General features: G+C 67.5%; 21 protein-coding genes. 13 read left to right on the top strand and 8 right to left on the bottom strand.

The window, feature by feature from the left end; translation table 11 throughout:
• Position 1: 1 nt before the first annotated feature.
• The 4 genes from DDE23_RS01765 to DDE23_RS01750 form a co-directional block, all read right to left on the bottom strand.
• On the bottom strand, positions 2 to 415 hold the full coding sequence (locus DDE23_RS01765; protein WP_107749662.1) for an acyl-CoA thioesterase: 414 nt from the start codon (positions 413 to 415) through the stop codon (positions 2 to 4).
• Entirely contained in the window at positions 415 to 1836 is a 1422-nt protein-coding gene (locus DDE23_RS01760) for a phenylacetate--CoA ligase family protein (protein WP_107749661.1), read from the bottom strand. The genes DDE23_RS01765 and DDE23_RS01760 overlap by 1 nt, the downstream gene beginning before the upstream one ends.
• Positions 1837 to 1892: 56 nt before the next feature.
• Positions 1893 to 3347: a glycine cleavage system protein T gene (locus DDE23_RS01755; protein WP_107749660.1), complete on the bottom strand. Its 1455-nt coding sequence runs from the start codon at positions 3345 to 3347 to the stop codon at positions 1893 to 1895.
• Between the two features lie 178 nt (positions 3348 to 3525).
• Positions 3526 to 4737, bottom strand: coding sequence for a polyhydroxyalkanoate depolymerase (locus tag DDE23_RS01750; RefSeq protein WP_192883705.1), 1212 nt, complete (start codon positions 4735 to 4737; stop codon positions 3526 to 3528).
• Positions 4738 to 4838: 101 nt separating this feature from the next.
• On the opposite strand from DDE23_RS01750, the gene DDE23_RS01745 reads away from it, so the two are divergent.
• Positions 4839 to 5495 (top strand): glutathione S-transferase family protein, encoded by a 657-nt coding sequence (locus DDE23_RS01745; RefSeq protein ID WP_107749658.1) that lies wholly within the window; start codon positions 4839 to 4841, stop codon positions 5493 to 5495.
• A 7-nt stretch (positions 5496 to 5502) separates the two neighbouring features.
• Here DDE23_RS01745 and DDE23_RS01740 read toward each other — a convergent pair whose 3' ends face one another.
• Complete coding sequence (locus DDE23_RS01740) at positions 5503 to 6510, bottom strand: YeiH family protein (protein ID WP_107749657.1); 1008 nt, start codon at positions 6508 to 6510, stop codon at positions 5503 to 5505.
• Between the two features lie 93 nt (positions 6511 to 6603).
• Between DDE23_RS01740 and DDE23_RS01735 the strand changes: the two genes are divergently transcribed.
• The 7 genes from DDE23_RS01735 to DDE23_RS01705 all read left to right on the top strand — a co-directional run bounded on the left by DDE23_RS01735 (position 6604) and on the right by DDE23_RS01705 (position 13843).
• Positions 6604 to 7497, top strand: coding sequence for a LysR family transcriptional regulator (locus DDE23_RS01735; protein ID WP_107749656.1), 894 nt, complete (start codon positions 6604 to 6606; stop codon positions 7495 to 7497).
• A gap of 107 nt (positions 7498 to 7604) precedes the next feature.
• On the top strand, positions 7605 to 8732 hold the full coding sequence (locus DDE23_RS01730) for a 5-methyltetrahydropteroyltriglutamate--homocysteine S-methyltransferase (RefSeq protein WP_107749655.1): 1128 nt from the start codon (positions 7605 to 7607) through the stop codon (positions 8730 to 8732).
• Positions 8733 to 8888: 156 nt separating this feature from the next.
• Positions 8889 to 9731 (top strand): fumarylacetoacetate hydrolase family protein, encoded by an 843-nt coding sequence (locus DDE23_RS01725; protein ID WP_107749654.1) that lies wholly within the window; start codon positions 8889 to 8891, stop codon positions 9729 to 9731.
• Between the two features lie 106 nt (positions 9732 to 9837).
• A complete protein-coding gene (locus DDE23_RS01720) occupies positions 9838 to 10743 on the top strand; it encodes a VOC family protein (protein WP_107749653.1) in 906 nt (301 codons plus the stop codon).
• Between the two features lie 21 nt (positions 10744 to 10764).
• Positions 10765 to 11643 (top strand): alpha/beta hydrolase, encoded by an 879-nt coding sequence (locus DDE23_RS01715; protein ID WP_107749652.1) that lies wholly within the window; start codon positions 10765 to 10767, stop codon positions 11641 to 11643.
• A gap of 18 nt (positions 11644 to 11661) precedes the next feature.
• Entirely contained in the window at positions 11662 to 12693 is a 1032-nt protein-coding gene (locus DDE23_RS01710) for an Ldh family oxidoreductase (protein ID WP_107749651.1), read from the top strand.
• Complete coding sequence (locus tag DDE23_RS01705) at positions 12683 to 13843, top strand: CaiB/BaiF CoA transferase family protein (RefSeq protein ID WP_107749650.1); 1161 nt, start codon at positions 12683 to 12685, stop codon at positions 13841 to 13843. Before DDE23_RS01710 ends, DDE23_RS01705 begins: the two co-directional genes overlap by 11 nt.
• Before the next feature lie 73 nt (positions 13844 to 13916).
• On the opposite strand, the gene DDE23_RS01700 is transcribed toward DDE23_RS01705, so the two are convergent.
• Together DDE23_RS01700 and DDE23_RS01695 are read right to left on the bottom strand one after the other, a co-directional pair.
• Positions 13917 to 15422: a tripartite tricarboxylate transporter permease gene (locus DDE23_RS01700; protein ID WP_192883704.1), complete on the bottom strand. Its 1506-nt coding sequence runs from the start codon at positions 15420 to 15422 to the stop codon at positions 13917 to 13919.
• A 7-nt stretch (positions 15423 to 15429) separates the two neighbouring features.
• Complete coding sequence (locus DDE23_RS01695; protein ID WP_157957952.1) at positions 15430 to 15888, bottom strand: tripartite tricarboxylate transporter TctB family protein; 459 nt, start codon at positions 15886 to 15888, stop codon at positions 15430 to 15432.
• A 197-nt stretch (positions 15889 to 16085) separates the two neighbouring features.
• Here DDE23_RS01695 and DDE23_RS01690 point away from each other — a divergent pair, with 197 nt between their 5' ends.
• The 3 genes from DDE23_RS01690 (at position 16086) to DDE23_RS01680 (ending at position 19339) form a co-directional block, all read left to right on the top strand.
• A complete protein-coding gene (locus DDE23_RS01690) occupies positions 16086 to 17711 on the top strand; it encodes an FAD-dependent monooxygenase (RefSeq protein ID WP_107749647.1) in 1626 nt (541 codons plus the stop codon).
• 71 nt (positions 17712 to 17782) lie between these two features.
• A complete protein-coding gene (locus DDE23_RS01685) occupies positions 17783 to 18763 on the top strand; it encodes a Bug family tripartite tricarboxylate transporter substrate binding protein (RefSeq protein WP_107749646.1) in 981 nt (326 codons plus the stop codon).
• 126 nt (positions 18764 to 18889) lie between these two features.
• The gene (locus tag DDE23_RS01680; protein WP_107749645.1) at positions 18890 to 19339 is read left to right on the top strand and encodes a hypothetical protein; all 450 of its coding nucleotides are present in this window, start codon (positions 18890 to 18892) and stop codon (positions 19337 to 19339) included.
• A gap of 45 nt (positions 19340 to 19384) precedes the next feature.
• On the opposite strand, the gene DDE23_RS01675 is transcribed toward DDE23_RS01680, so the two are convergent.
• The gene (locus DDE23_RS01675) at positions 19385 to 20110 is read right to left on the bottom strand and encodes an FCD domain-containing protein (protein ID WP_170121765.1); all 726 of its coding nucleotides are present in this window, start codon (positions 20108 to 20110) and stop codon (positions 19385 to 19387) included.
• A 221-nt stretch (positions 20111 to 20331) separates the two neighbouring features.
• Here DDE23_RS01675 and DDE23_RS01670 point away from each other — a divergent pair, with 221 nt between their 5' ends.
• Together DDE23_RS01670 and DDE23_RS01665 are read left to right on the top strand one after the other, a co-directional pair.
• A complete protein-coding gene (locus DDE23_RS01670) occupies positions 20332 to 20904 on the top strand; it encodes an NADPH-dependent FMN reductase (protein WP_157957951.1) in 573 nt (190 codons plus the stop codon).
• Positions 20905 to 20932: 28 nt separating this feature from the next.
• Positions 20933 to 21415 carry a tripartite tricarboxylate transporter TctB family protein gene (locus DDE23_RS01665; protein WP_107749642.1) on the top strand — a complete coding sequence of 161 codons (483 nt, stop codon included), beginning with the start codon at positions 20933 to 20935 and terminating at the stop codon, positions 21413 to 21415.
• The last annotated feature ends 3 nt before the right edge of the window (positions 21416 to 21418 follow it).

The raw sequence follows: 21418 nt of genomic DNA, 5'->3' as shown, positions 1-21418 counted from the left end.
GTCACTCGCCCCGGAACCGCACCGCCAGCTCGGGCGGGATCGGCGCCGACTTGAGGCCGCGCTCGAGGTCCTTGACGGTCCAGACGCGGGTTTCAAACCCCTCGACGCAGAGCCTGCCGTTCAGCGTGAGGCTGTGGCGGATGTCAAAGCTGCGGTCCTTCACCTCGGCGATTTCGGTGGTGATCTCCACATCGTCGCCATAGCGGCAGGGCGCCTTGAACAGGGCGCGGGTGTCGACCAGCGGACAGCCTGCGCCGCCGAACCGCGCCAGCATCTCCTGCTTGGGCCAGCCCGCGGCCTCATAAAGCATGGTCGTGCCGTGGTCGAACCAGCGGAAGAATTGCGGGTTGAAGACGATACCGGCCGGGTCGCAATCGCCCCATTCGACCCGCCGTTTCAGGATGTTGGACAGCATCAGCCCTTGTTCCTCTGGTCGTTCACGCGCTTGGCTTTCATCTCGGTCTTGGGCAGGGTGTCGGGGGCCAGCACCTCGACCGCGCAGCGGATCTCGCAGCGCGAGCGGATTTCCCGCGCCACCGCCTCGCCCGCCGACTGGTCGGCATGTTCCACCAGCACGGTCATGACGTCCAGCCCGTCGGGCTGCGTCACCAGCCTGATCTGGAACTCGTCGCCGGTGCCCTTCACCGCGCGCACCGCCTCCTCGATCTGCACCGGGAAGAACTTGATGCCGCGCAGGTTGATCAGGTCGTCCGAGCGGCCCGTCATGCAGCCCATGGCCCGCACATGGTTGCGACCGCAGGCGCAGGGCTCATGGGACAGGCGCGTGTAATCGCCGACCAGAAACCGCAGCTGCGCCGAGCTTTCGCTGTTGAGGTTCGAGCAGACGGTCAGGCCGCGCGCGCCTTCGGCCACCGGGGACAGCGTGTCGGGATCGACGGTTTCCCAGACCTGAATATCCTCCATCAGGTGGATGAAATTCTCGTCCCCCTCCTGATATTCCGGGCAGGAATAACCGCCGCAATGGGGCGAAACCTCGGTGCAGCCGTAGAACTCAAGCGATTTCGCGCCCCAGAGGTCCTGCAACCGTTCCAGCGTCCCTTCGACGCCCGAGAAGGGCTCGCCCCCCGTCACCAGCCACTTGACCGAGGACGCTGCGGGATCCAGCCCCATGTCCTGCATCACCCGCCCCAGATAGAGCGCATAGGAGGGCGTGCAGACCAGCACGGTGGGCTTGAACCGCTCGATGTGATGGGCGCGGGCCTTGCCGTCCATGCCGCCGCCGGGGATCACCGGCAGTTCCATCTTGGCCAGCGTGTATTGCACGCCCCAGGCAAAGACATGCGGGCCGAAACCCACCATCGGAAAGGCGGTGTCGCCCTTCCTGAGGCCGCCGGAATAGAGAGCCCGCGCGTTGGCCTGCTCCCAGAAGCGGCGGTCGAAATGGGTGTAGCGGAAGACCCGCGGCACCCCGGTCGAGCCGGAGGAGGAGAAGTGCATCCAGCCGCGATCCGCCCATTCCTCGGGCCCGCAGGTGGTGTAGGTGCCATAGGGCGGATGGGCCAGCGCGTCCTCCATCATCTCCTGCTTGGTGATGACGGGCCAGTTGGCGATCAGGCTGTCCACATCGCGGATATCGCTGGGCGCCACGCCGAGGCTGTCGAACCGGCGCCGGTAGAAATCGCTGTTTTCATAGAGGAACGGCGCCACGGCGGCCAGCTTCTCGTCCTGTACCGCGCGGATCCTGTCGCGCGACCAGGTGTCCTTTTCGGACCAGTATTGCGCGCTCAGGGGCGTGCTGCGGTCTTCGTAGTATTTCTCCAGCACCGCTTTCCACGCTTGGCGGGTCTCGGCGGCACGGCTTGACGGATGCGTCATTTCTCTCCCTCCCCGAAAGGTCTCCTGCCCGCCTCCTCTGCGGGCAGGAAGCCGTCTCACACGTCCGACAGCGAGCCGCGCTTGATGCCGATCTCGCTGCGATAGCTCTGCGCCGCGCGGCTGATCGGGCTGGGCGCGACAATGGCGCGGATCTTCACCTGTTTATGCGGCTCGATATGGCCGGCGCTGCGGCTGCCGCCGCCATCCTCGCCCCAAAGCAGCACCACTTCCGTCCCCGGCTCGGCAAAATCCGCATCGACCGAGGCGAGCGACATCATCGCCCGTTCGTTGGCGGTATAGCCGGGATAGGTGGCCAGCCCGATGGTATTCCCCTGGGTATCCGTCACCCGGTCGTAATGCATCCGGGCGGCGGCGGCCAAGGGCAGCGTGATCGGCAAGGGCTTGTCGGCCGCCTCGCCCGCCTCCAACCCCGCCGCCATGACCGAGAGCACGTCGTCGGCGTTCCAGACCAGCGTCACCTTCTTGCGGTGGGGCTGATCCTTCATCGCCTCCAGCGCGGCGCGGCCGATGTAATCGTGGTCGAACTTGATGATATGGCCGTAGTTCACGTCATAGGGCGTCAGGTAGTAATCGGCGATATTCGGGCTGTAGAAGCTGCCGCCCAGCGACATGCGCATCGCCGCGTTCTGGGCCGAGCACCATTGCCGGTAGCCCTCGGTCCCCTGCCCCGTGTAGACGCCCGAGACCGGGACCGCCCACCAGCCCGATTCGATGACGGTGGTGAAATAGGCGATCGAGCCGACCATGCGCAGGCCGTATTTCTGGCCAGCCTTCTGGATCAGGCGCTTCACCTCGCGGTACTCATCCCAGGGGCCCGAGATTTCGAGGCCCGGCATCCCGCCCATCGAATGCCGCATGCCCCGGGCGCGGAACTTGCCCAGTCCGATCTCGGCCGATTTGAAGAACTTGATCTCGGGCAGCGGGCCGCCGTTCAATTCTTCCAGCAATTCCCAGGCCTTGGGCCCCTCGACCTGGAAGCGGTAGAACTCGCGCCGCTTGGCCTTGTTCAGGGTCCACATCATGTCGGAGTCGGTCGTCACGTCGAAATCCAGCGCCTGGGCGTTGTATTCGACCCATTCGGTCGTCGCCGGGTTGCCGACCACCATGTAATCGTCCTCGGCCATGCGGTAGAGGATCGCGTCGCCGATCAGATAGCCTTCGGGCGAGCAGCAGACGAGCTGCTTGGCCGCGCCGACCTCGAAATTCCTGAAGGTATTGACCGACAGGTATTGCGTGAAGGCCAGCGCATCGGGGCCGCGCACATGGGTCGAGCACATGTGGTAGCTCTGGTCATGCACGGCGATGGTGTTGCGCCAGGCCCATTGCTCGTCGCGCCAGGTGGTGAATTCGGGGCGCACGCCGTCGCCTGGCATCATCTGCGTGTAGATGGTCAGCGCGTTCTTCGGCGCGTTCTGGAACAGGTGATCGGTGATGCTGGGCACCTGCGCGATCATCTCGGCCAGGGATTTGGGCGTATCGGGACGGTTCATCGGGACTCCTCCTCCGGGTCCGGTGTCGGCCAGCCCCGCGGACCCGGGTTTCCGGGCCTCCTCCTCGGCGGGATTGGACGGACAATCGGTTGTCATGTCAACACGCCCGTTGTGACGCAAGCGAGTTGTTATGTCAACTCATATCCTGCGCCACGGCCCTGCCCCGGCAAGGCGGCGGTCAGTGCATGGCAAGGATGGCGTTGCGCACCACGGGATAGATCTCGTTCTCCCAGCGGCGCCCGGCGAAAACGCCGTAATGGCCGACATTGGCCTGCAGATGATGGCGCTTCAGATGCGGGCGGAGCGAGGAACAGAGGTCATGCGCGGCGCTGGTCTGGCCCAGCCCGCAGATGTCGTCCCGCCCGCCCTCGACCGTCAGCAACAGGGTGTTGCGAATCGTCCCCGGGTCGACCGGCTTGCCGCGATAGGTGAAATCGCCCGTGGCCAGTTCCGCGCGCTGGAAGACCCGGTCGATGGTCTCGATGTAGAATTCCTCGGTCAGGTCGAGGACGGCGAAATACTCGTCGTAGAATTCCTTGATCCTGCGCGCTTCCTCGTGTTCGCCCGCCGCCAGATGGTCGTAGAGCTTGCGGTGGGTGGCGAGGTGACGCTCCATGTTCATGGTCATGAAGGCGGTCAGCTGCACGAAGCCCGGATAGACCTTGCGCCCGCCGCCCGCGAACCGCCCGGGCACCGTGGCGATGACGTTCTTCTGAAACCACGACAGCGGCTTTTCCATCGCCAGAGCGTTCACCGCCGTCGGGCTTTCGCGCACATCGACCGGCCCGGCCATCAGGGTCATGCTCAGCGGCGTCGCCGGGTTCCTGTCGGCCGACATGACGGCGACGGCGGCCAGCGTCTGCACGCAGGGCTGACAGACGGCGACGACATGGCTGCCCGGCCCCAGCTCCTCCATGAAGCGGATGACATAGCCGATGTAATCCTCGACCCCGAATTCGCCGGCCGAGCGCGGCACGTCGCGGGCGTTCTTCCAGTCGGTGACATAGACATCGTGGTCGCGCAGCAGCACCTGCACCGTCTGCGCCAGCAAGGTCGCGAAATGCCCCGACAGCGGCGCGGTCAGCAGGACCTTGGGCTGCGGCGTGTCGATGTCGCGCCTGAAGTGCAGCAACTGGCCGAAGGGCAGGTCCAGCGCCACCTCCTCGGTCACCGGCACGTCGCGGTTGCCGACCCGGACCGAGGTGATGCCCCAATCGGGCCGCGCATGCGTCAGCTGGTAGCGCGAGACCATCTCCAGCCCTGCCGCGGTGTGGCGCAGCAGATCGGCGAAGGGACCGGAGAGTTTCGGGGTGAGCGCCAGTCCAAGCTGGGCCCAGGTTCTCAAAGGGGCGAAGAAATCATCAGCCCCCTGATAAGCTGCATAAAGCACGGCGTTCCGCCCTCCTGATCCTGGGAAAAGACTAGCCACGCGCCAGGACCCATGCGACACAAATCGTGTGCTTCGCTGCATTGCGGCATCAGGAGGCGATCATGCCACGCGCAACGCTTACGATTTCATCAAAGAATTACTCGTCCTGGTCTCTGCGCGGCTGGTTATTGTGCAAGATGGCCGGAATCGCCTTTGACGAGGCGCAGGTCGACCCCGACAGCGCCGCCAACCGGCAGGAGCTGCTGCTGCTCTCGCCCTCGGTCCGGGTGCCGCGGCTGGAACGCGGGACCATCGCCGTCTGGGACACGCTGGCCATCGCCGAATACCTGCACGAGACCTTCCCCGAGGCCGGGCTCTACCCCCGCGACGTGACCCAGCGGGCGCTCTGCCGCTCGATCTCGGGCGAGATGCATTCGGGGTTCTACAACCTGCGCTCGGCCCTGCCGATGAACCTGAAGGCCCGGCACAAGGCGTTCAAGATCTTCTCGGGCGCGCGGCCGGATATCGAGCGGGTCAAGGAGATCTGGCATCAATGCCTGCTGACCTCGCCCGGGCCCTTCCTGTTCGGGCCGACGCCCAGCGTGGCCGATGCGATGTATGCCCCGGTCTGCACCCGCTTCCGCACCTATTCGGTCGATCTGGACCCGGTGCTTCAGGCCTATGTCGAGGCGGTGCTGGCCTGGGATCTGATGGTCGAATGGACCGAGGGCGCGCTAGCCGAACCCGACGAGATCACCGAACTGGACGTCGAGTTCTGAGCCCGGCTCAGCCGAGGACCAGCGCCGCCCCCAGCCCCAGCCCGGCGATCACCGCATAGGTGGCCGCCCCCTGCCAGAGGGGCGCGGCGCCCAGCGCCCGCAGGCTGGCAAAGCGCGTCCCCATGCCCAGCGCGGCCAGCGAGGCGGCCAGCATCAGGGGCGTGGCCAGCGCCGCGAGGTCGCGCAGCGCGCCGGGCAGGAAGCCCGCGGAATTCAGCGCGGCGAGGCCCAGGAAAACCAGCAGGAATTCCGGCACGGCGCGGGGCTTGCCCTCGCCCGGGGCGGGTTGCCGGTGCCAGAACCGGCCCAGAGCGAAGACCACCCCCGCCAGCAGCAGCACCCGGCCGAGTTTCATCGCCACCGCCGCCTGGCCCGAGGCCTCGCCCCCCGCGAATCCGGCGCCGACCGCCTGCGCCACCTCGTGCAGCGAGAGGCCCGCCCAGATCCCGGTCTGCACCGGGCTGAGGCCGATCAGATCGCCCAGCAACGGCACGGCGAACAGCCCGATCGTGCCCCAGAGCGTGATGACGGCGACGGCATAGCTGACGTGATCCTCCCGCGCCCGGATCACCGAATTGGCCCCGGCGATGGCCGAGGCGCCGCAGACCGCGCTGCCGGTGGCGATGAGGATCGACAGGTCCGGCGCCACGCCCAGCCTGCGGCCGATCCCATGGCTGACCGGCAGCGTCACCGCGACGGCGGCCAGTACAGCCACCAGCCCCTGCCAGCCGAACGCCATCAGGTCGGCCAGGGTGATCTGCGCCCCCAAGAGCGCCACCGCCGCCCGCATCACCCGCCGCCCGGCGAAGGCGATCCCGGGGCGGCAGGATTCGGACACCCCGACCAGATTGGCAAAGGCCATGCCCAGCAGGATCGCCAGAATGACCGGGCTCAGCCCCGACAGACCCGGCAACGCGCTGGCCTGAAAGGCGGCCGCCGTGACGATGCCCACCAGCAGGAGACCCGGCACCAGATCACCCAGCGTGCTGCGGACATGGGGGGCAAGGGTGGACATGGGCTCTCCTTCATCGCTGCCTTGGGCTCTAGTGGCTTGTGTCCCAGCACTCCAACTGATTATTCTGGATGAAATGATCTTGGATTCCGATCAATGACCCTGGAACAGCTCCGCATCTTCCTGGCCGTGGCCCGGCTTCAGCACGTCACCCGCGCCGCCGAGGTGCTGAACCTGACGCAATCGGCGGTCAGCGCCTCGGTGCAGGCGCTGGAGGCGCAGCATGGCGTCGCGCTTTTCGACCGGGTCGGCCGGGGGATCGCGCTGAACGAGGCGGGGCGGCTGTTCCTACCCCGGGCCGAGGCGCTGTTGGCCCGGGCGCGCGAGGCCGAGGCCTGGCTCGCGGATCTGCGCGGCGGCGAGGTCGGCACCCTGCGCCTTCAGGCCAGCCAGACCGTCGCCAGCTATTTCCTGCCCCGGCATCTGATCGCCTTCCAGACCCGCCACCCCCGCGTCGCGCTGGATTTCAGGCAGGGCAATACCGCCTCGGTCCTGGCCGCGGTGCGGGCGGGAGAGACCGATCTGGGGCTGGTCGAGGGGCGCGTCGAAGGCTCGGATCTGGCGGTCGAGACCATCGGCGGCGACCGGTTGGTGTTGCTGGTGGGCCGGGACCATCCCTGGCGCGGGCGCCAGCGGCTGGGGCCGGACGATCTGGCGGGCGCGGATTGGGTGCTGCGCGAGCCGGGGTCCGGCACCCGCGCCACGGTGGACGAGGCGCTGGCGGCGCTGGGCATCGGGCCGGTGGCGCCGATGCTGGAACTGCCGTCGAACGAGGCCTGCGTCGCCGCCATCGAGACCGGGCGCGGGGCCAGCGTGCTGTCGGATCTGGCCGCCGCGCCGCATTGCGAGCGGGGCCGGGTCTTCGAGGGGCCTGCCCCCTTCCCCGCCCGCCGCTTCACCGCCCTCAGCCACCGCCCGCGCCACCGCAGCCGCGCCGCCGAGAATTTCCTGGCGCTGCTGAGGGCGGCGAACATGGCGTCACCCTCATGATCGTCATGAGAATTATGCGGCGTCCCTCATGTTGACCTGGCAACTCGGCTGCATGATTTTGCCGCCATCCCGGGCCCGCCCCTGCGGGCCCTCCGAAAGGCACGATCATGATCGACACCAACACCCCCAAACGCCGCGCGCCGCATCGCGCGGACCATGTCGGCTCGCTGCTGCGCCCGGCCGCGATCCAGGCCGCGCGCAACGCCCCTGTCCCGGCCGATGAACTGACCGCCATCGAGGATGCGGGCATCCGCGAGCTGGTCGATCTGCAACGGGCGACCGGCCTCAAGGTCTTTACCGATGGCGAGGCGCGCCGGGCCTTCTGGCATTACGATTTCATGGGCATGCTGACCGGGCTCGACATGAAAGCCGCGACCAAATCGCTGGATTTCAAGACCGAGCACAAGACGCCGCCCATCGAGCCGCATCTGACCGGGCCGCTGGATTTCCCGGCCGACCACCCGATGCTGCGCCATTTCACCTATCTGCAGGGGCTGGTCAGCCCGGAGGATGGCGTGGCCAAAATCTCGATCCCCGGCCCCTCGGCCTGCCATTTCCGCATGGAGCCCGAGAATATCGACCACGCCCCCTACCGTGACCCGGACCTGATGGTTCAGGACATCGCCAAGACCTACAAGAAAGCCGTGCAGGCCTTCTACGATGCGGGCTGCCGCTATCTGCAACTGGACGACATCTTCTTCGCCTATCTCTCGGATCCCAAACAGCGCGAGATGCGCCGCGCCAAGGGCCAGGACCCCGACAAGCTGGTCGATACCTATGCCTGGATGCTGGAAGAGGCGATCAAGGACCGGCCCGAGGATATGGTGATCGGCATGCACATGTGCCGCGGCAATTTCCGCTCGTCGCATGTGGCCGAGGGGGGCTATGACCTTGCCGCCGATGCGATCTTCAACCGCACCTCGGTCGATGTCTATTTCATGGAATACGACACCGAGCGCGCGGGCGGGCTGGAGCCGCTGAAGCTGCTGCCCAAGGGCCACAAGCGGGTCATGGCCGGGTTCATCACCACCAAGACCGGCACGCTGGAAAGCCCAGACTGGCTGAAGGCGAAATTCGACGAGGCGTCGAAATACGTCGATCTCGACCAGCTGGGCATCGCCCCGCAATGCGGTTTCGCCTCGACCGAGCACGGCAACGCGATCACGGTGGAATACGAGAAGCGCAAGCTGGAGCTGGTGGTCAGCACCGCGCAGGCGATCTGGGGCGAGAGCTGAGACCGCCTGCCACCGGACAGGAAACGGGCCCCTCGCGGGCCCGTTTTTCATTTGCCGGGTCGCAAGAGGATTTTCCCGCTCTGGCATAGTTTCGAAAATTTGCTATATGCCGATAATCTGAGACGATTTCAAATTTCCGCCGGAAGGACGCCCCCGATGAACTACGCCAGTTTCCGCCTTGGTGCGCAGGTGATCTATGGCGTCGTTCAGGGGGAAAGCCTGCACCGGCTGGATACCCTGCCCGGCCTGCCGCCCACCCTGAAAGCGCTGCTGCCCCGCCTCGCCGAAGGGTTCCGCCCCGATCTGTCCGCGGCGCCGGTGCTGCCGCTGGCGGGGCTGACCTATCTGCCGCCGGTGCCGGATCCGGGCAAGGTGCTCTGCGTCGCGACGAATTTCCACGAGGCCGGAAAGGAGGCGCCTGCCTATCCGCTGGTCTTCACCCGCTTCGCCGAATCGCTGACCGGCCACGATCAGCCGCTGCGGAAACCCGCGGCGTCCGAGAGGTTCGACTACGAGGGCGAGGTGGCGCTCATCATCGGCAAGCCCGGCCACCGGATCCCGCGCGAGCGTGCCCAAAGCCATATTGCCGGATACGCGCTGTTCAACGACGGCTCGGTGCGGGACTGGCAGAAGCACTCGACCCAGTTCACGCCCGGCAAGAACTTCTGGGAAAGCGGCGCCTTCGGCCCCTGGATGGTCAGCCGCGACTCGGTGCCGGATCTGTCGGCGCTGGTGCTTCGGACCCGGGTCAACGGCGTGGTCAAGCAGCAGGTGGCGCTGTCGACCATGATCTTCGATCCGGCCTGGCTGATCGCCTACATGTCCAGCTTCACTCCGCTGGCCCCCGGTGACGTGATCGTCACCGGCACGCCCTCGGGCTTCGGCGCCACCCGCAAACCGCCGGAATTCCTGGCCCCCGGCGATCTGGTCGAGGTCGAGGTGCCGGGCCTCGGCCTGTTGCGCAACCGGGTGGTGCAGGACGGGGCCGAGCCCCGCTGATCCGGCGTTTTTCGGAATACATCAGATTTTCGAAACTTCTTGCGTCTTTCAAAATTCCTCTCTACAACCGCGATACCGGAATCGTTCGCATTGAGGGAGGCGGCCTATGGCCCAGATCGTCCACGCCGTGGGGCATGTGAAGCTCAACACCAGCTGCATCGCCGATGTGGTGCGCGACTCGACCGAGATCCTCGGCCTGCGCGTGACGCATGAGGGCCAGGGTCAGGTCTGGCTCAGCTCGAACGGGCGCAAGGCCGAACTGGTGCTGGTCGAGGCTACCGAGAACTCGACCCACACCATCGGGCTGGAAGCACTGACCGCCGCCGATGTCGAGGCTGCCGCCGCCCGGGTCGAGGGCGCGGGCTGCCGCATCACCGCGCGCGAGCCGAGCCTCGATTGCATGGACGCGGGCGTCACCTTCGCCACGCCCGAGGGCCTGCAATTCGAGATCCACACGCCGATCCGCAACGACATCCACAACCCGCGTCAGGCGACGCCCGGCGTGGCACCGCGGCGGCTGGACCACATGAACCTGCTCAGCCCCGATCCGCAGGCCACCGTGCGCCAGCTCAAGGCGATCGGCGATCTGGGCATGTCGGAAAAGATGGTGAACGACTCGCTCACCTGGCTCTATGGCGGCAACCGCCAGCACCACATCCTCGGCATCGTCAAAAGCCATGCCGCCGGGCTGCACCATTACTCGTTCGAATTCCCCGAATTCAACATGTACTGCCGTCTGGGCGACCTGCTGGACGATTACGACCGGCAGTTCATCTGGGGCCCGGGCCGCCACCGGCCGGGCGACAACACCTATGCCTATTACCTCGACAGCTCGGGCGCGATGGTCGAATGCGCGGGCCCCATGTCGACGGTGGCCGATGACGCGCATTTCGAAGCCAACATCATCACCAACCTCGAACGGCCCGGCAATGTGCGGGTGATGAACGTCTGGGGCACGCCCGCGCCCCTCGAATGGCGCGAGCATTTCTTCCCCTTCATGGCGCTGGCCTGAACCGGAACAAGGAGCCTGACAATGCAGGAAAAGATCACCTTCGACTCCGACGGGCTGAAACTCTCGGGCGTCGTGCATATCCCCGATGGCTATGACGGCACGCCGCTGCCCGCCTTCATCGTCTGCCATGGTTTCGTCGGCTCCAAGGACGAGAGCCATGCCCAGATCCAGGCCGAGATGATGGAGGAGTTCGGCTATGTCGCGCTGCGCTTCGATTTCCGCTGCTGCGGTGAATCAGAAGGCGAGCGGGCGCAGGTCCGCTGCATGGATCAGGTGGCCGACGCCAAGAACGCGCTGACCTGGCTGGCCAGGCGCCCCGAGGTCGATGCCAAGCGCATCGGCATCACCGGCCACAGCTTCGGTGCCGCCGTCTCGGTCTATACCGCCGGGGTCGACGAACGCGTCGCCTGCTGCCTGTCCTCCTGCGGCTGGGGCGATGGCGAGCGCAAGTTCCGCGGCCAGCACCCGACCGAGGAAAGCTGGACCAAGTTCGTGACGATCCTGGACGAGGGCCGCAAGCACAAGCAGGAGACCGGCGAAAGCGCCTGGATGTCGCGCTTCGACGCCGTGCCGATACCGCCCGCGCTGCGTGCCAACCTCTCGCCCAAGGCCATCATGGAGATCCCCACCGAAACCGCCTGGTCGATGCGCAATTTCCGTGCCGACGATGTGGTGGCGAACATCGCACCGCGGCCGCTGCTGTTGTTCCACACCGCCAATGACACGATCACGCCGACGATTGAATCGGTGCGGCTGTGGGAAAAGGCGGGCCATCCCAAGGAGTTGATGCTGGTCGACACGATGGCGCATTTCCCGCTCTCGCCCCAGGATGCGCCGCGCACCAAGGCGATGATGAAGGGCTGGCTGGACAAGTTCTTCCCGACGCCCCTCTCGGCCTGACGCTGGAAAGACCGACAGATGCCCCAGATCGACGCCGCCGTCCTGCGCCGTTTCGCCCATGACCTGCTCTGCGCGGGCGGGTTCACCAATGCCGATGCCACCCAGACCGCCGAGCTGCTGGTCTGGGCCAACCTGCGCGGCGTCGACAGCCACGGGGTGCTGCGCATCCCGCGGTATCTGGAGATGATCGAGACGGGCGTCATGCTGTCGGGCGGCAGCATCGAGACGGTGAGCGAGCGCGGCGCGGTCTGCCTGCTCGATGGCGGCAAATGCCCGGGCGCGGTGGGGATGAACGCGGCCGTCGCCAAGGCGGCCGACCTGGCCCGCGTGCAGGGGTTGGGCTGGTGCGCCGTACGACGGATCAGCCATGCCGGCGCGGTCGGCTATTTCACCAGCGCGCTGGCCCGGCAGGGGCTGGTGGGGCTGGCGATGACGGCCTCGAAACCCCTGATGAACTATCATGGCGCGGTGGGCGAGGCCTTGTCCACCAACCCCCTCGCCATCGCCGTGCCGGTCCCGGGCGCCGAGCCGGTGGTGCTGGACATGTCCACCGCCGCCGTGGCCCTGGGCAAGATCATGGCCGCCAAGGAGAACGGGCGGGCGATCCCCAGGGGCTGGGGCGTCGATGCCGAGGGGCGCGAGACGACCGACCCCGCCGCCGTGACCTCGCTTCTGCCGATGGCGGGGGCGAAGGGCTCGGGCCTGTCGCTGATGATCGAGCTTCTGACCAGCGTACTGGCGGGCAATCCGGTGATCGGCCCGGTGCTGGAGGGGACGAAGAAGGGCGGGTTCAACGGCATGGTGCTGGCCATCGACCCGGCGGCCTTCGGCGCGACCGAGGTTTTCCTGGCTTCGGTCCGGCTGCTGGTCGACCAGATCCACGCCCTGCCCCCCGCCCCCGGCACCGACGCGGTGCTGCTGCCGGGCGAGCGCGGCGCGCAGACCGCAGCACGACGCAGGGCCGAGGGCATCCCGCTGGCCGCCGGCACTGCCGCCAATCTGGCGGCGCTGGCGGGCAGGCTGGGCGTGGCGGTTCCCTATGACCTCTGAGGCGGCTGCGCCCCTCAAGGGGCTGCGCGTCGTCGAACTGGCGCGCATCCTCGCCGGGCCCTGGATCGGCCAGACGCTGGCCGACCTCGGCGCCGAGGTCATCAAGATCGAGGCGCCCGAGGGCGACGATACCCGCCGCTGGGGCCCGCCTTTCATCGAGCGCCCGCTGCCCGGCGGCGGCACCGAGACGGTCGCCGCCTATTTCCACGCGGCGAACCGGGGCAAGACCTCGGTCATCTGCGATTTCCAGAACGAGGGCGACCTGGCCCGTCTGCGCGACCTCATCGCCGAAGCCGATGTGCTGGTCGAGAATTTCAAGCTGGGGGGCCTGCGGAAGTTCGGCCTCGATTACGAGAGCCTGAGCGTGCTGAACCCGCGCCTCGTCTATGCCTCGGTCACCGGCTTCGGCCAGACCGGCCCCCGCGCCGCCCTACCGGGCTACGATTTCCTCGTGCAGGGCATGAGCGGGATCATGGACCTGACCGGCGATCCCGCGGGCGAGCCGCAGAAGGTGGGCGTGGCCTGGATCGACATCTTCACCGGGCTTTACGGGGTGATCGGCATTCAGGCGGCGCTGACCGAGCGGGCGCGGTCCGGCCGGGGCCAGCATCTGGACCTGTCCTTGCTGGATTGCGGCGTGGCGGTGCTGGCCAATCAGGCAACGAATTACCTGCTGGGCGGGGTGACCCCCACCCGGCTGGGCAATGCGCATCCGAATATCGTGCCCTATCAGGTGTTTCCGGCCTCGGACGGGCATGTGATCGTCGCCTGCGGCAATGACCGGCAATTCGCGGCCTTCTGCCGGGTGCTGGATCTGCCCGACCTGCCGGGGAACCCCGATTATGCCACCAACCCGGCCCGCGTCGCGCATCGCCAGACGCTGTGCCCCCTGCTGGCCGAGGCGACCACCCGCCACACCAAGGCCGCGCTGATCGCGTTGATGGAGGCCAACGGCGTCCCCGGCGGGCCGATCAACACGGTGGCCGAGGCGCTGGAAGAGCCGCAGGTCCTGGCCCGCGACCTGAAGATCGCGCCCGAGGGGCTGGCGGGCCTGCGCTCGCCCCTGCGCTTTTCGCGCAGCGATCTGGCGCTGGACCGGGCGGCCCCGGCACTGGGGACCGGCGACTGGGCGTTTTCGGCCCGCGACTGAGGCGCTTCCCACGAAAAACCCCCGCGCCGGAACTCCGGCGCGGGGGTTTCGCTTTGCCCCTCTGGCGGCGGGATCAGCCCGCCGCCTGTGCCTTCACCCGCCGCCTGGTCAGGGCGTTGCGCCACAGCGACCAGCCGACCATGGCGATCATCAGCAGGTAGATCCCCCAGGTCAGCCCGGTCGACAGGAAGGCGGCCGGATCGCCGCGCGAAATCAGCAGGGTGCGGCGGAAATGCTCCTCCATCATCGGCCCCAGAACGAAGCCCAGAAGCAGCGGCGGCGCATCCAGCCGGAAACTGCGCATCAGGTAGCCCAGCACCGCGCAGCCAGCCATCAGGAACAGGTCGCTGGGCATCAGCCGGACGCTGTATACGCCGATGCAGCTGAAGACGACGATGGCGGGATAGAGGATCGAATTGGGGATCCGCAGCATTTTCACCCACAGACCGATGAACGGCAGGTTCAGCACCAGCAGCATCAGGTTGCCGATCAGGAAGCTGACGATCAGGCCCCAGAAGATGTTCGGGTGCTGGGTGACGAAATTCGGCCCCGGGTCGATGCCGTGATAGATCAGCGCCACCAGCACGATGGCCATGGTCGAATCGCCCGGCACGCCCAGGCTCAGCGTCGGGATGAAGGCGGTCTGGATGGCGGCGTTGTTGGCCGTCTCGGGGCCGGCGATCCCCTCGATCATGCCGGTGCCGAACTTCTCGGGGGTTTTCGAGGAATTGCGCTCGACCGCGTAGGACATGAACGAGGCCAGCAGGCTCCCCGCACCGGGCAGGATGCCGAACAGGCAGCCGACCAGCCCGCCCCGGACCATCGAGGGGGTCGAGCGGCGCATGTCCTCGCGCGTGGGCAGCATCTCGCGCAGCGTGACCGAGATGACCGGCGGCGGGGCCTCATCCCGGCGCGAGAGATTGGCCAGAACCTCGGGCAGGCCGAACAGGCCGATGGCGATGGCCACGATCGGCACCCCGTCGAAAAGGGACGGCATGCCGAAGGTATAGCGCTCGAGCCCGGTGTTGAGGTCGATGCCGATCAGACCGATCAGGATGCCCAGCGCCGTCATCGCCATGGCCCGCGCCAGCCCGTAGGTGGCGAAGGCCGCGGCCGCCATCAGGCCCAGCACCATGACCGCCAGATACTCCTGCGAGCCGAAGTTGCGCGCCAGATTGGCCAGCGGCATCGACAGCACCGCCAGCACGATGGCCCCGCCGATGGAGCCGATGAACGAGGCGATGGTGGTGATGAACAGCGCGACCCCCGCCCGCCCCTGCTGCGCCATCGGATGACCGTCCAGACAGGTGACGGCCGTGTTCGCGGTTCCCGGCAGGTTCATCAGGATCGAGGTGGTCGAGCCGCCATAGGCGGCGCCGTAGAACACGCCCGACAGCATGATGAGCCCGATGGCCGGCGGGTAGCCGAAGGTGATCGGCATCAGCAGCGACACCGAGGCCAGCACCCCGATCCCCGGCAACACCCCGATGACCGTGCCCAGCGTCACGCCGATGGCGCACATCAACAGGCCCTGCCACGACAGCGCGACCTCGACGCCCAGGAGAAGTCCGTCCAGCATGATGATCCTACCCGAATGCGTGCAATTGCTGGCCGAGGCCCAGCGCGAAGATGAGCCACGAGGCGAGCGGCAGCACCACCATCAGCGCCAGAGTGTGGCGCCAGTTGACGCTCTGGCCCGCCAGCGAGACGAAGAAGACGCAAAGCGCCACCGCCGCCAGCAGACCCAGGCTCTGAATGGTCAGGGCAAAGGTGGCGATGGCCGCGACAAGGCCCAGCCCGGCCCGCAGCGCGCCCAGCGGGATGACCGCCGCCCGTCCCCTGCCCCAGAGCGATTCGGCCATCACCGCCAGCCCGCAGGCCAGCATCAGCCCCGACACGACGACCGGAAAGGCCCCGGCGCCGACGCGCATCATGCTGCCCATGCCATAGCCCAGCCCGGTCCAGAGCGCCCCGGCCCCGATCAGCGAGAGGACCCCGCCGATGACCAGATTGCCCTGAAAGATCTCGAATTTCGGTTCAGACACCCAACCCTCCCGTGCTGTGTCCTGCGCCCCGTGCGACAGGAGCGCGCGGAAGGCGGTTGCCGGGCACCCTAATCGCAAAGATCCGATTATTCAACAATTGACATAAGTTTCGAAAGTAATCACTGTGCCGAAAATTACCCAGTGCAGGCCGGTCTGTCCGCGCCGCGCCGGGCATCGACGGCCGGGAGGAGAACAGGATGTCGAGCAGCACCCAAACACAGGTCATCATCTGCGGGGCGGGGCCCATCGGGATGACGCTGGCGCTGGACCTGGCGCGGCGGGGGATCCGCAGCACCTTGATCGAGCGCACCGACGGCCGGGTCGAGACGCCGAAGCTGGGCCTGGTCGGCATCCGCACGATGGAGATCTTCCGCCGCATGGGGCTGGCGGATGACGTGCGCGACACCGAGTTCCGGCGCGATTTCGGCCTGTCGATGGTCTATTGCACCACCATCGCCCAGCATTTCCTCGGCCGCATCGCCTATCCCTCGCTTCAGGACGAGCCCCCGATCGCCGAGAGCCCGGAAACCAAGTGGCGCTGCTCGCAGATCTTCCTCAACCCGATGCTTCAGGCCCGGGTCGAGGCCGAACCGCTGATCGACCTGCGGCTGAACACCAGCCTCGACGCGTTCGCCGATCAGGACGAGGGCGTCTCGGTCACCGTGACCGGGCCGGATGGCGCGCAAGCGGTGCTGTCGGGCGCCTATCTGGTCGGTTGCGACGGGGCGGGCAGCCGCGTGCGCCGGGCGCTCGACATCGGCATGACCGGCAAGCAGGAGCTGGATCATTCCGTCGCCGTCTTTTTCCGCTCTGCCGCGCTGGGGGGCGAGCACAAGATGGGCCATGCCGAGCGGTATTATTTCCTCGGCGAGAATGGCTGGTGGGGCAATATCTCGGCCATGGACGGGCATGAGCTGTGGCGCCTGACCGTGCCGTCGAACAAGGACGGCGTGGACGAGGTGATCCGCACCGCCGACGCCTGGGTGCGCAAGGCGCTGGGGACCGACGACATGTTGTTCGAGGTGATCTCGGCCCTGCCGTGGCGGCGGACGGAACTGACCGCCGACAGCTACGGAAGGGGCCGCGTCTGGCTCTGCGGCGACAGCGCGCACACGATGTCGCCGACCGGCGGGCTGGGCATGAACACCGGCATGGGCGATGTCGAGAACCTCGGCTGGAAACTGGCGGCGATGCTGCAGGGCTGGGGCGGGCCGTCGCTGCTGGCCAGCTACGAGGTCGAGCGGCGGCCGATCGCCCAGCGCAATTCCAGCGCCTCGACCCGGAATTATTCGCAGCTGAAATCGGTGCAGGATTGCAAGGGCATCCTTGATGAAACGCCCGAGGGCGAAGCCGCCCGCGCCCGGGTCGGCGAGACGATCACCAAGGCGACCGAAACGGAATGGGAGACGCTGGGCATACACCTTGGCTACCGCTACGAGGGCTCGCCGGTCATCGCGCCCGACGGGACCGGGGCCGACAGCGACGACTGGCGCTGGTACAAGCCCAGCGCCCGGCCGGGCCACCGTGCGCCGCATGCCTGGATCAGCGGCGGCGCGCGCGAGGGGCTGTCGACGCTCGACCTTTTCGGCGAGGGCTTCGTGCTGCTGCGTCTGGGCGCCCAGCCGCCCGAGGGCGAGGCGCTGGCCCGCGCCGCCCGGGCCCGCAACCTCAGCCTGCGCAGCCATTGGCTGACGGATCCCGCCATCGAGACGCTTTACGGCGCGCCGCTGGTGCTGGTGCGCCCGGACGGCCATGTCGCCTGGCGCGGCGACGCCTTGCCCGGGGATTGCGGCGCGCTGATCGCCCGCGTCACCGGCGCCTGACAATCAGGCGGCGGTCCCCGGGCCGCCGCCCCAAGCCCCGGCATCCCGCCGGGCACCAGAGGAGGAGAGACATGACCCGATTTGCGACCCTGACCCGCAGCCTGATCGCGGCAACCGCGCTGATGGCGCCGCTCGCCCTGCCCGCGTCGGCCGATACCTTTCCCGAGCGCGACGTGACCATCGTCCTGCCCTTCCCGCCCGGCGGCGGCACCGATCAGGTGATGCGCGTCATCGCCGCCGAGGCCAGCCAGCAGATGGGTCATCAGCTGATCGTCGAGAACCGCCCCGGTGCCGGTGGCTCGATCGCGGCGATGTATGTGAAGAACGCCGAAGCCGACGGCTACACGCTGTTCTTCGGCAATGCCTCGACCCATGCCATCAACCCCTATCTGATGAACATCACCTACGACCCCGTCGCCGATTTCGCGCCGGTCACCGAGATCATGCTCTTCCCGCATGTGCTGGTGGTGCCGGGCGACAGCGAGATCCAGACGCTGGACGATCTGCTGGCGGCGGCGGCCGGGCGGCCGGGCGGCTTGAGCTTTGCCACGCAGGGCCTGGGCTCGGGCGGGCAATTGCTGGGCGAACAGCTGCGCCTCGCCACCGGCGCCAACATGGTTGCCGTGCCCTTTCAGGGCGGCGGGCCCGCGCTGCTGGAAACCTCGACCGGGCGGGTCGATTTCATGTTCTCGGGCTATGGGCCGACGCGCTCTTTCGTCAATGACGGGACGCTGCGGGTGATCGCGGTGACCGGCTCGGAACGGCTGCCCTTCCTGCCCGACGTGCCCTCGCTGGGGGAACTGGGTTACCCGCAGGTGAACAAGGAATTCTGGTTCGCCGTCTTCGCCCCGGCCGGCACGCCCGAGGATGTGGTGACCACCCTCTCCGGCATCTTCGCCCAGGCCGTCGCCACCCCGGCGGTGCAGGAAGTGCTCGACGCCAATGCGGCGACGGCGCGGGTCGGCGATCCGGCGGCGCTGGCCGATCTGGTCGCGCGGGACCTGGCCGAGATGGAAGTGCTGACCCGCGAGGCGGGCATCGCCGCCAACTGAGGCGCCGCCCCTGACAAAGACCAAGCCCCGCGCCGTTCGGCCGCGGGGCTTTCCTGTCGAGGGAGGGCCCGCCACGCAGGCGTGACCCTCCTTCCCTGCGCCGGATCGACCGCGTAGCCTTCCGGCATGACCAGGGGCGTTCTCAGATTCTTTTTCGACTATGGCGCCGGCGGCTGCCTATGGGCGGGCGACGACGAGACGCGGTCGAGCCTTGGCCTCGGGCCGCTGGATGCCGGAACCTTCGCCTTGGACGGGCGGCTGCTCTCGCCGGTCAGGCTGCCCCTCCCGGTGGCGGCGCGGTGCCTGCGCGACCACCTCGACTCGCTGCATGCGGGCTACCTGAACCCGCTCTCCCCGACCGATCCCAGTCTGTGGTCACAGGGCCTTTGCGAGCGCTTCAATGCCGATGTGGATAGGCTTCTCATGCTGTTGCGTCAGGAGCTGGGGCGGGATTACACGATCCGGGACGAGCAGCCGCGCTACGCCGAGGACCCCGGACTTGCCGACTACCTGACGCGCCATCCCGGCCTTGCTCCGGTCGAGGCGGTGACGGCGCCGAGCGTCGGGCGGGGCTGACCCGAGGCTCCGGCCCGGCGCTTCTTGCCCGCGCCGCCGGGGGCCTCAGCCGTTGCGGGCCAGGATGGTCAGCGCCCGGTCCGAGGTGTCGCGGATGTGCTTCTCGATCAGTTCGGCGGCCTTGTCGCCGTCGCGGGCGATGGTGGCCAGCATGATCTCGCGGTGCTCGTCGAACTTCTTGCGCCCCTGGCTTTCCGAGGCGTTCTTGGTGACGAAACGGTAGCGGTCGAGCTGGTCGAACATCATCGTCCTGAGCCTGAGCAGCCAATGCCCCGGGCAGGCTGCAACCAGCGCCTCGTGGAACTCGCGGTGGCGCTGCACCCATTCGGCATGCCGCTCCATCCGGTCGGCCCAGGGCAGCCCCTCGATCAGGCTCAGCCGGTGGTGCACGGCGACGATATTGGCCTCCCAATCCTCGTCGCCATCGGCGATGGCCTCGCGAATCGCCCGCTTCTCGAAGCTGATGAAAAGGTCGGTGATCTCGACCAGTTCCTCGGCCGAAACGGGGGCAACCTTGAAGCCCTTGCCCGCCTCGACAGTGACGAAACCTTCGGAGGCCAGCTGCGACAGCGCCTCGCGCAGGGTGCCGATGCCGACATCGTAGCGCTTGGTCAGTTCGGCGAATTTCAACCGGGCCGAGGGTTTGAACTCGCTGCTGACGATATCCGAGCGCAGCCGGGTCAGGACATGGCCGCCAGTCGAGGCCTCGGCCTTCGCTGCCGCCGTCTTTGCCACCGCGCGCCCCGTTGCGGGCAGGGACCGTATTGTCATGCGTACCACCTTTAGCTTCGACCCGTTACCCGGCCCTGTCACGCCCAAGAACCCGCCGGCGCTGGCGATCAACTTCCAGCATAGCGTGATTTTCGAAGAAAAAAAGAATTCTTGCATATACTCGTCGATCCTTCGATCAACGTCGTATTTTCGAAAATATTTGAGTTATCTGAAACTGTGTGCTACCCCCGACCGCAGCAAGACGAGTCAGGGAGGTCTTCGTGACAGGCAAACGGCATCTCGGCATCTGGGAAGGATCGCTGCGCAGCGCCTCGCTGTCGCGCGCCGCCGCCCGGGCCGTGGCGGGGCTGGCGCCCGGGGGATTCAGCGTCGAAACGCTGCCCAATCCCGGCACGCTGCCGCTTTTCGACCAGGACGTGATGGATCGGGGCCTGCCCGAAAGCGTCGCGGCGCTGCTGGCCGCCGTCACCCGCTGCGACGCCATCCTGATCGTCACCCCCGAATACAATTGGTCCGTGCCGGGCGCTCTGAAGAACGCCATCGACTGGGTGTCGCGCGCCCAGCCGGTGCCGCTGGCGGGGAAACCCGTGGCGATCTGGAGCGTCTCGCCCGGGCTTCTGGGCGGCGCCCGCGTGCATGAGAGCCTGCGCCACGTGCTGCATTCGCAGGACATGCGCATCATGGCCAAGCCCGAGGTGCAGATCGCCCAGGCCCGCGCCAAGCTCGATGTCGAGGCCGGGCGCATCACCGATCCCCAGACCGAGGCCTTCCTGCGCGGCCATCTGGAGCAATTCCTGCGCTACAGCCGCCAGACGGCGCTGACCGAGGCCTGACGGACCATCCGGCAAGGAAGGAGACCCCATGTCACATCCCGACCCGATCCCGACGATGCCCCGCAGCGTCCCCGGCCTGGTCCAGCGCGCCCTCGGCGGCGGGCTGGTGCTGGCGCTGGGCGCGGCCCTGCTGGTCATCGCCCGCGACTATCCGATGGGGCGCCTTTACGACATGGGCCCGGGCTTTGTCCCGGTCTGGACCGGCGTTGCGCTTTGCCTGATGGGGCTGGCGATCCTGATCGCCGACCTGCGGCCGCAGCCGGATCTGGCCATGCCCGGCCTGCACTGGCGGGGGCTGATCTTCGTCTCGGCCTCGATCCTCGCCTTCGCCGGGCTGATCCAGCCCGCGGGTCTGGTCCCCGCGATGTTCGCCGCCGTCGCCATCTCGAAATTCGGCGACAGCACCAACCGGGTGCTGCCGATCCTGATCTACGCGGTGCTGGCCGCGCTGGGCGGCTGGGCGCTGTTCCTGGTCGCTCTGGAACTGCCGATCCGCGCCTTCTGGAGGTAAACC

Source organism: Pararhodobacter aggregans (assembly GCF_003075525.1).
GTDB lineage: Bacteria > Pseudomonadota > Alphaproteobacteria > Rhodobacterales > Rhodobacteraceae > Pararhodobacter > Pararhodobacter aggregans.
This window is presented reverse-complemented; position numbering and strand designations above follow the sequence as displayed.

Excerpts from the sequence above, each read along its gene's own strand:
- DDE23_RS01765 (WP_107749662.1), bottom strand. The coding sequence starts at position 415 with ATGCTGTCCAACATCCTGAAACGGCGGGTCGAATGGGGCGATTGCGAC.
- DDE23_RS01760 (WP_107749661.1), bottom strand. The coding sequence starts at position 1,836 with ATGACGCATCCGTCAAGCCGTGCCGCCGAGACCCGCCAAGCGTGGAAA.
- DDE23_RS01755 (WP_107749660.1), bottom strand. The coding sequence starts at position 3,347 with ATGAACCGTCCCGATACGCCCAAATCCCTGGCCGAGATGATCGCGCAG.
- DDE23_RS01745 (WP_107749658.1), top strand. The coding sequence starts at position 4,839 with ATGCCACGCGCAACGCTTACGATTTCATCAAAGAATTACTCGTCCTGG.
- DDE23_RS01740 (WP_107749657.1), bottom strand. The coding sequence starts at position 6,510 with ATGTCCACCCTTGCCCCCCATGTCCGCAGCACGCTGGGTGATCTGGTG.
- DDE23_RS01735 (WP_107749656.1), top strand. The coding sequence starts at position 6,604 with ATGACCCTGGAACAGCTCCGCATCTTCCTGGCCGTGGCCCGGCTTCAG.
- DDE23_RS01730 (WP_107749655.1), top strand. The coding sequence starts at position 7,605 with ATGATCGACACCAACACCCCCAAACGCCGCGCGCCGCATCGCGCGGAC.
- DDE23_RS01725 (WP_107749654.1), top strand. The coding sequence starts at position 8,889 with ATGAACTACGCCAGTTTCCGCCTTGGTGCGCAGGTGATCTATGGCGTC.
- DDE23_RS01720 (WP_107749653.1), top strand. The coding sequence starts at position 9,838 with ATGGCCCAGATCGTCCACGCCGTGGGGCATGTGAAGCTCAACACCAGC.
- DDE23_RS01715 (WP_107749652.1), top strand. The coding sequence starts at position 10,765 with ATGCAGGAAAAGATCACCTTCGACTCCGACGGGCTGAAACTCTCGGGC.
- DDE23_RS01710 (WP_107749651.1), top strand. The coding sequence starts at position 11,662 with ATGCCCCAGATCGACGCCGCCGTCCTGCGCCGTTTCGCCCATGACCTG.
- DDE23_RS01705 (WP_107749650.1), top strand. The coding sequence starts at position 12,683 with ATGACCTCTGAGGCGGCTGCGCCCCTCAAGGGGCTGCGCGTCGTCGAA.
- DDE23_RS01700 (WP_192883704.1), bottom strand. The coding sequence starts at position 15,422 with ATGCTGGACGGACTTCTCCTGGGCGTCGAGGTCGCGCTGTCGTGGCAG.
- DDE23_RS01690 (WP_107749647.1), top strand. The coding sequence starts at position 16,086 with ATGTCGAGCAGCACCCAAACACAGGTCATCATCTGCGGGGCGGGGCCC.
- DDE23_RS01685 (WP_107749646.1), top strand. The coding sequence starts at position 17,783 with ATGACCCGATTTGCGACCCTGACCCGCAGCCTGATCGCGGCAACCGCG.
- DDE23_RS01680 (WP_107749645.1), top strand. The coding sequence starts at position 18,890 with ATGACCAGGGGCGTTCTCAGATTCTTTTTCGACTATGGCGCCGGCGGC.
- DDE23_RS01675 (WP_170121765.1), bottom strand. The coding sequence starts at position 20,110 with ATGACAATACGGTCCCTGCCCGCAACGGGGCGCGCGGTGGCAAAGACG.
- DDE23_RS01665 (WP_107749642.1), top strand. The coding sequence starts at position 20,933 with ATGTCACATCCCGACCCGATCCCGACGATGCCCCGCAGCGTCCCCGGC.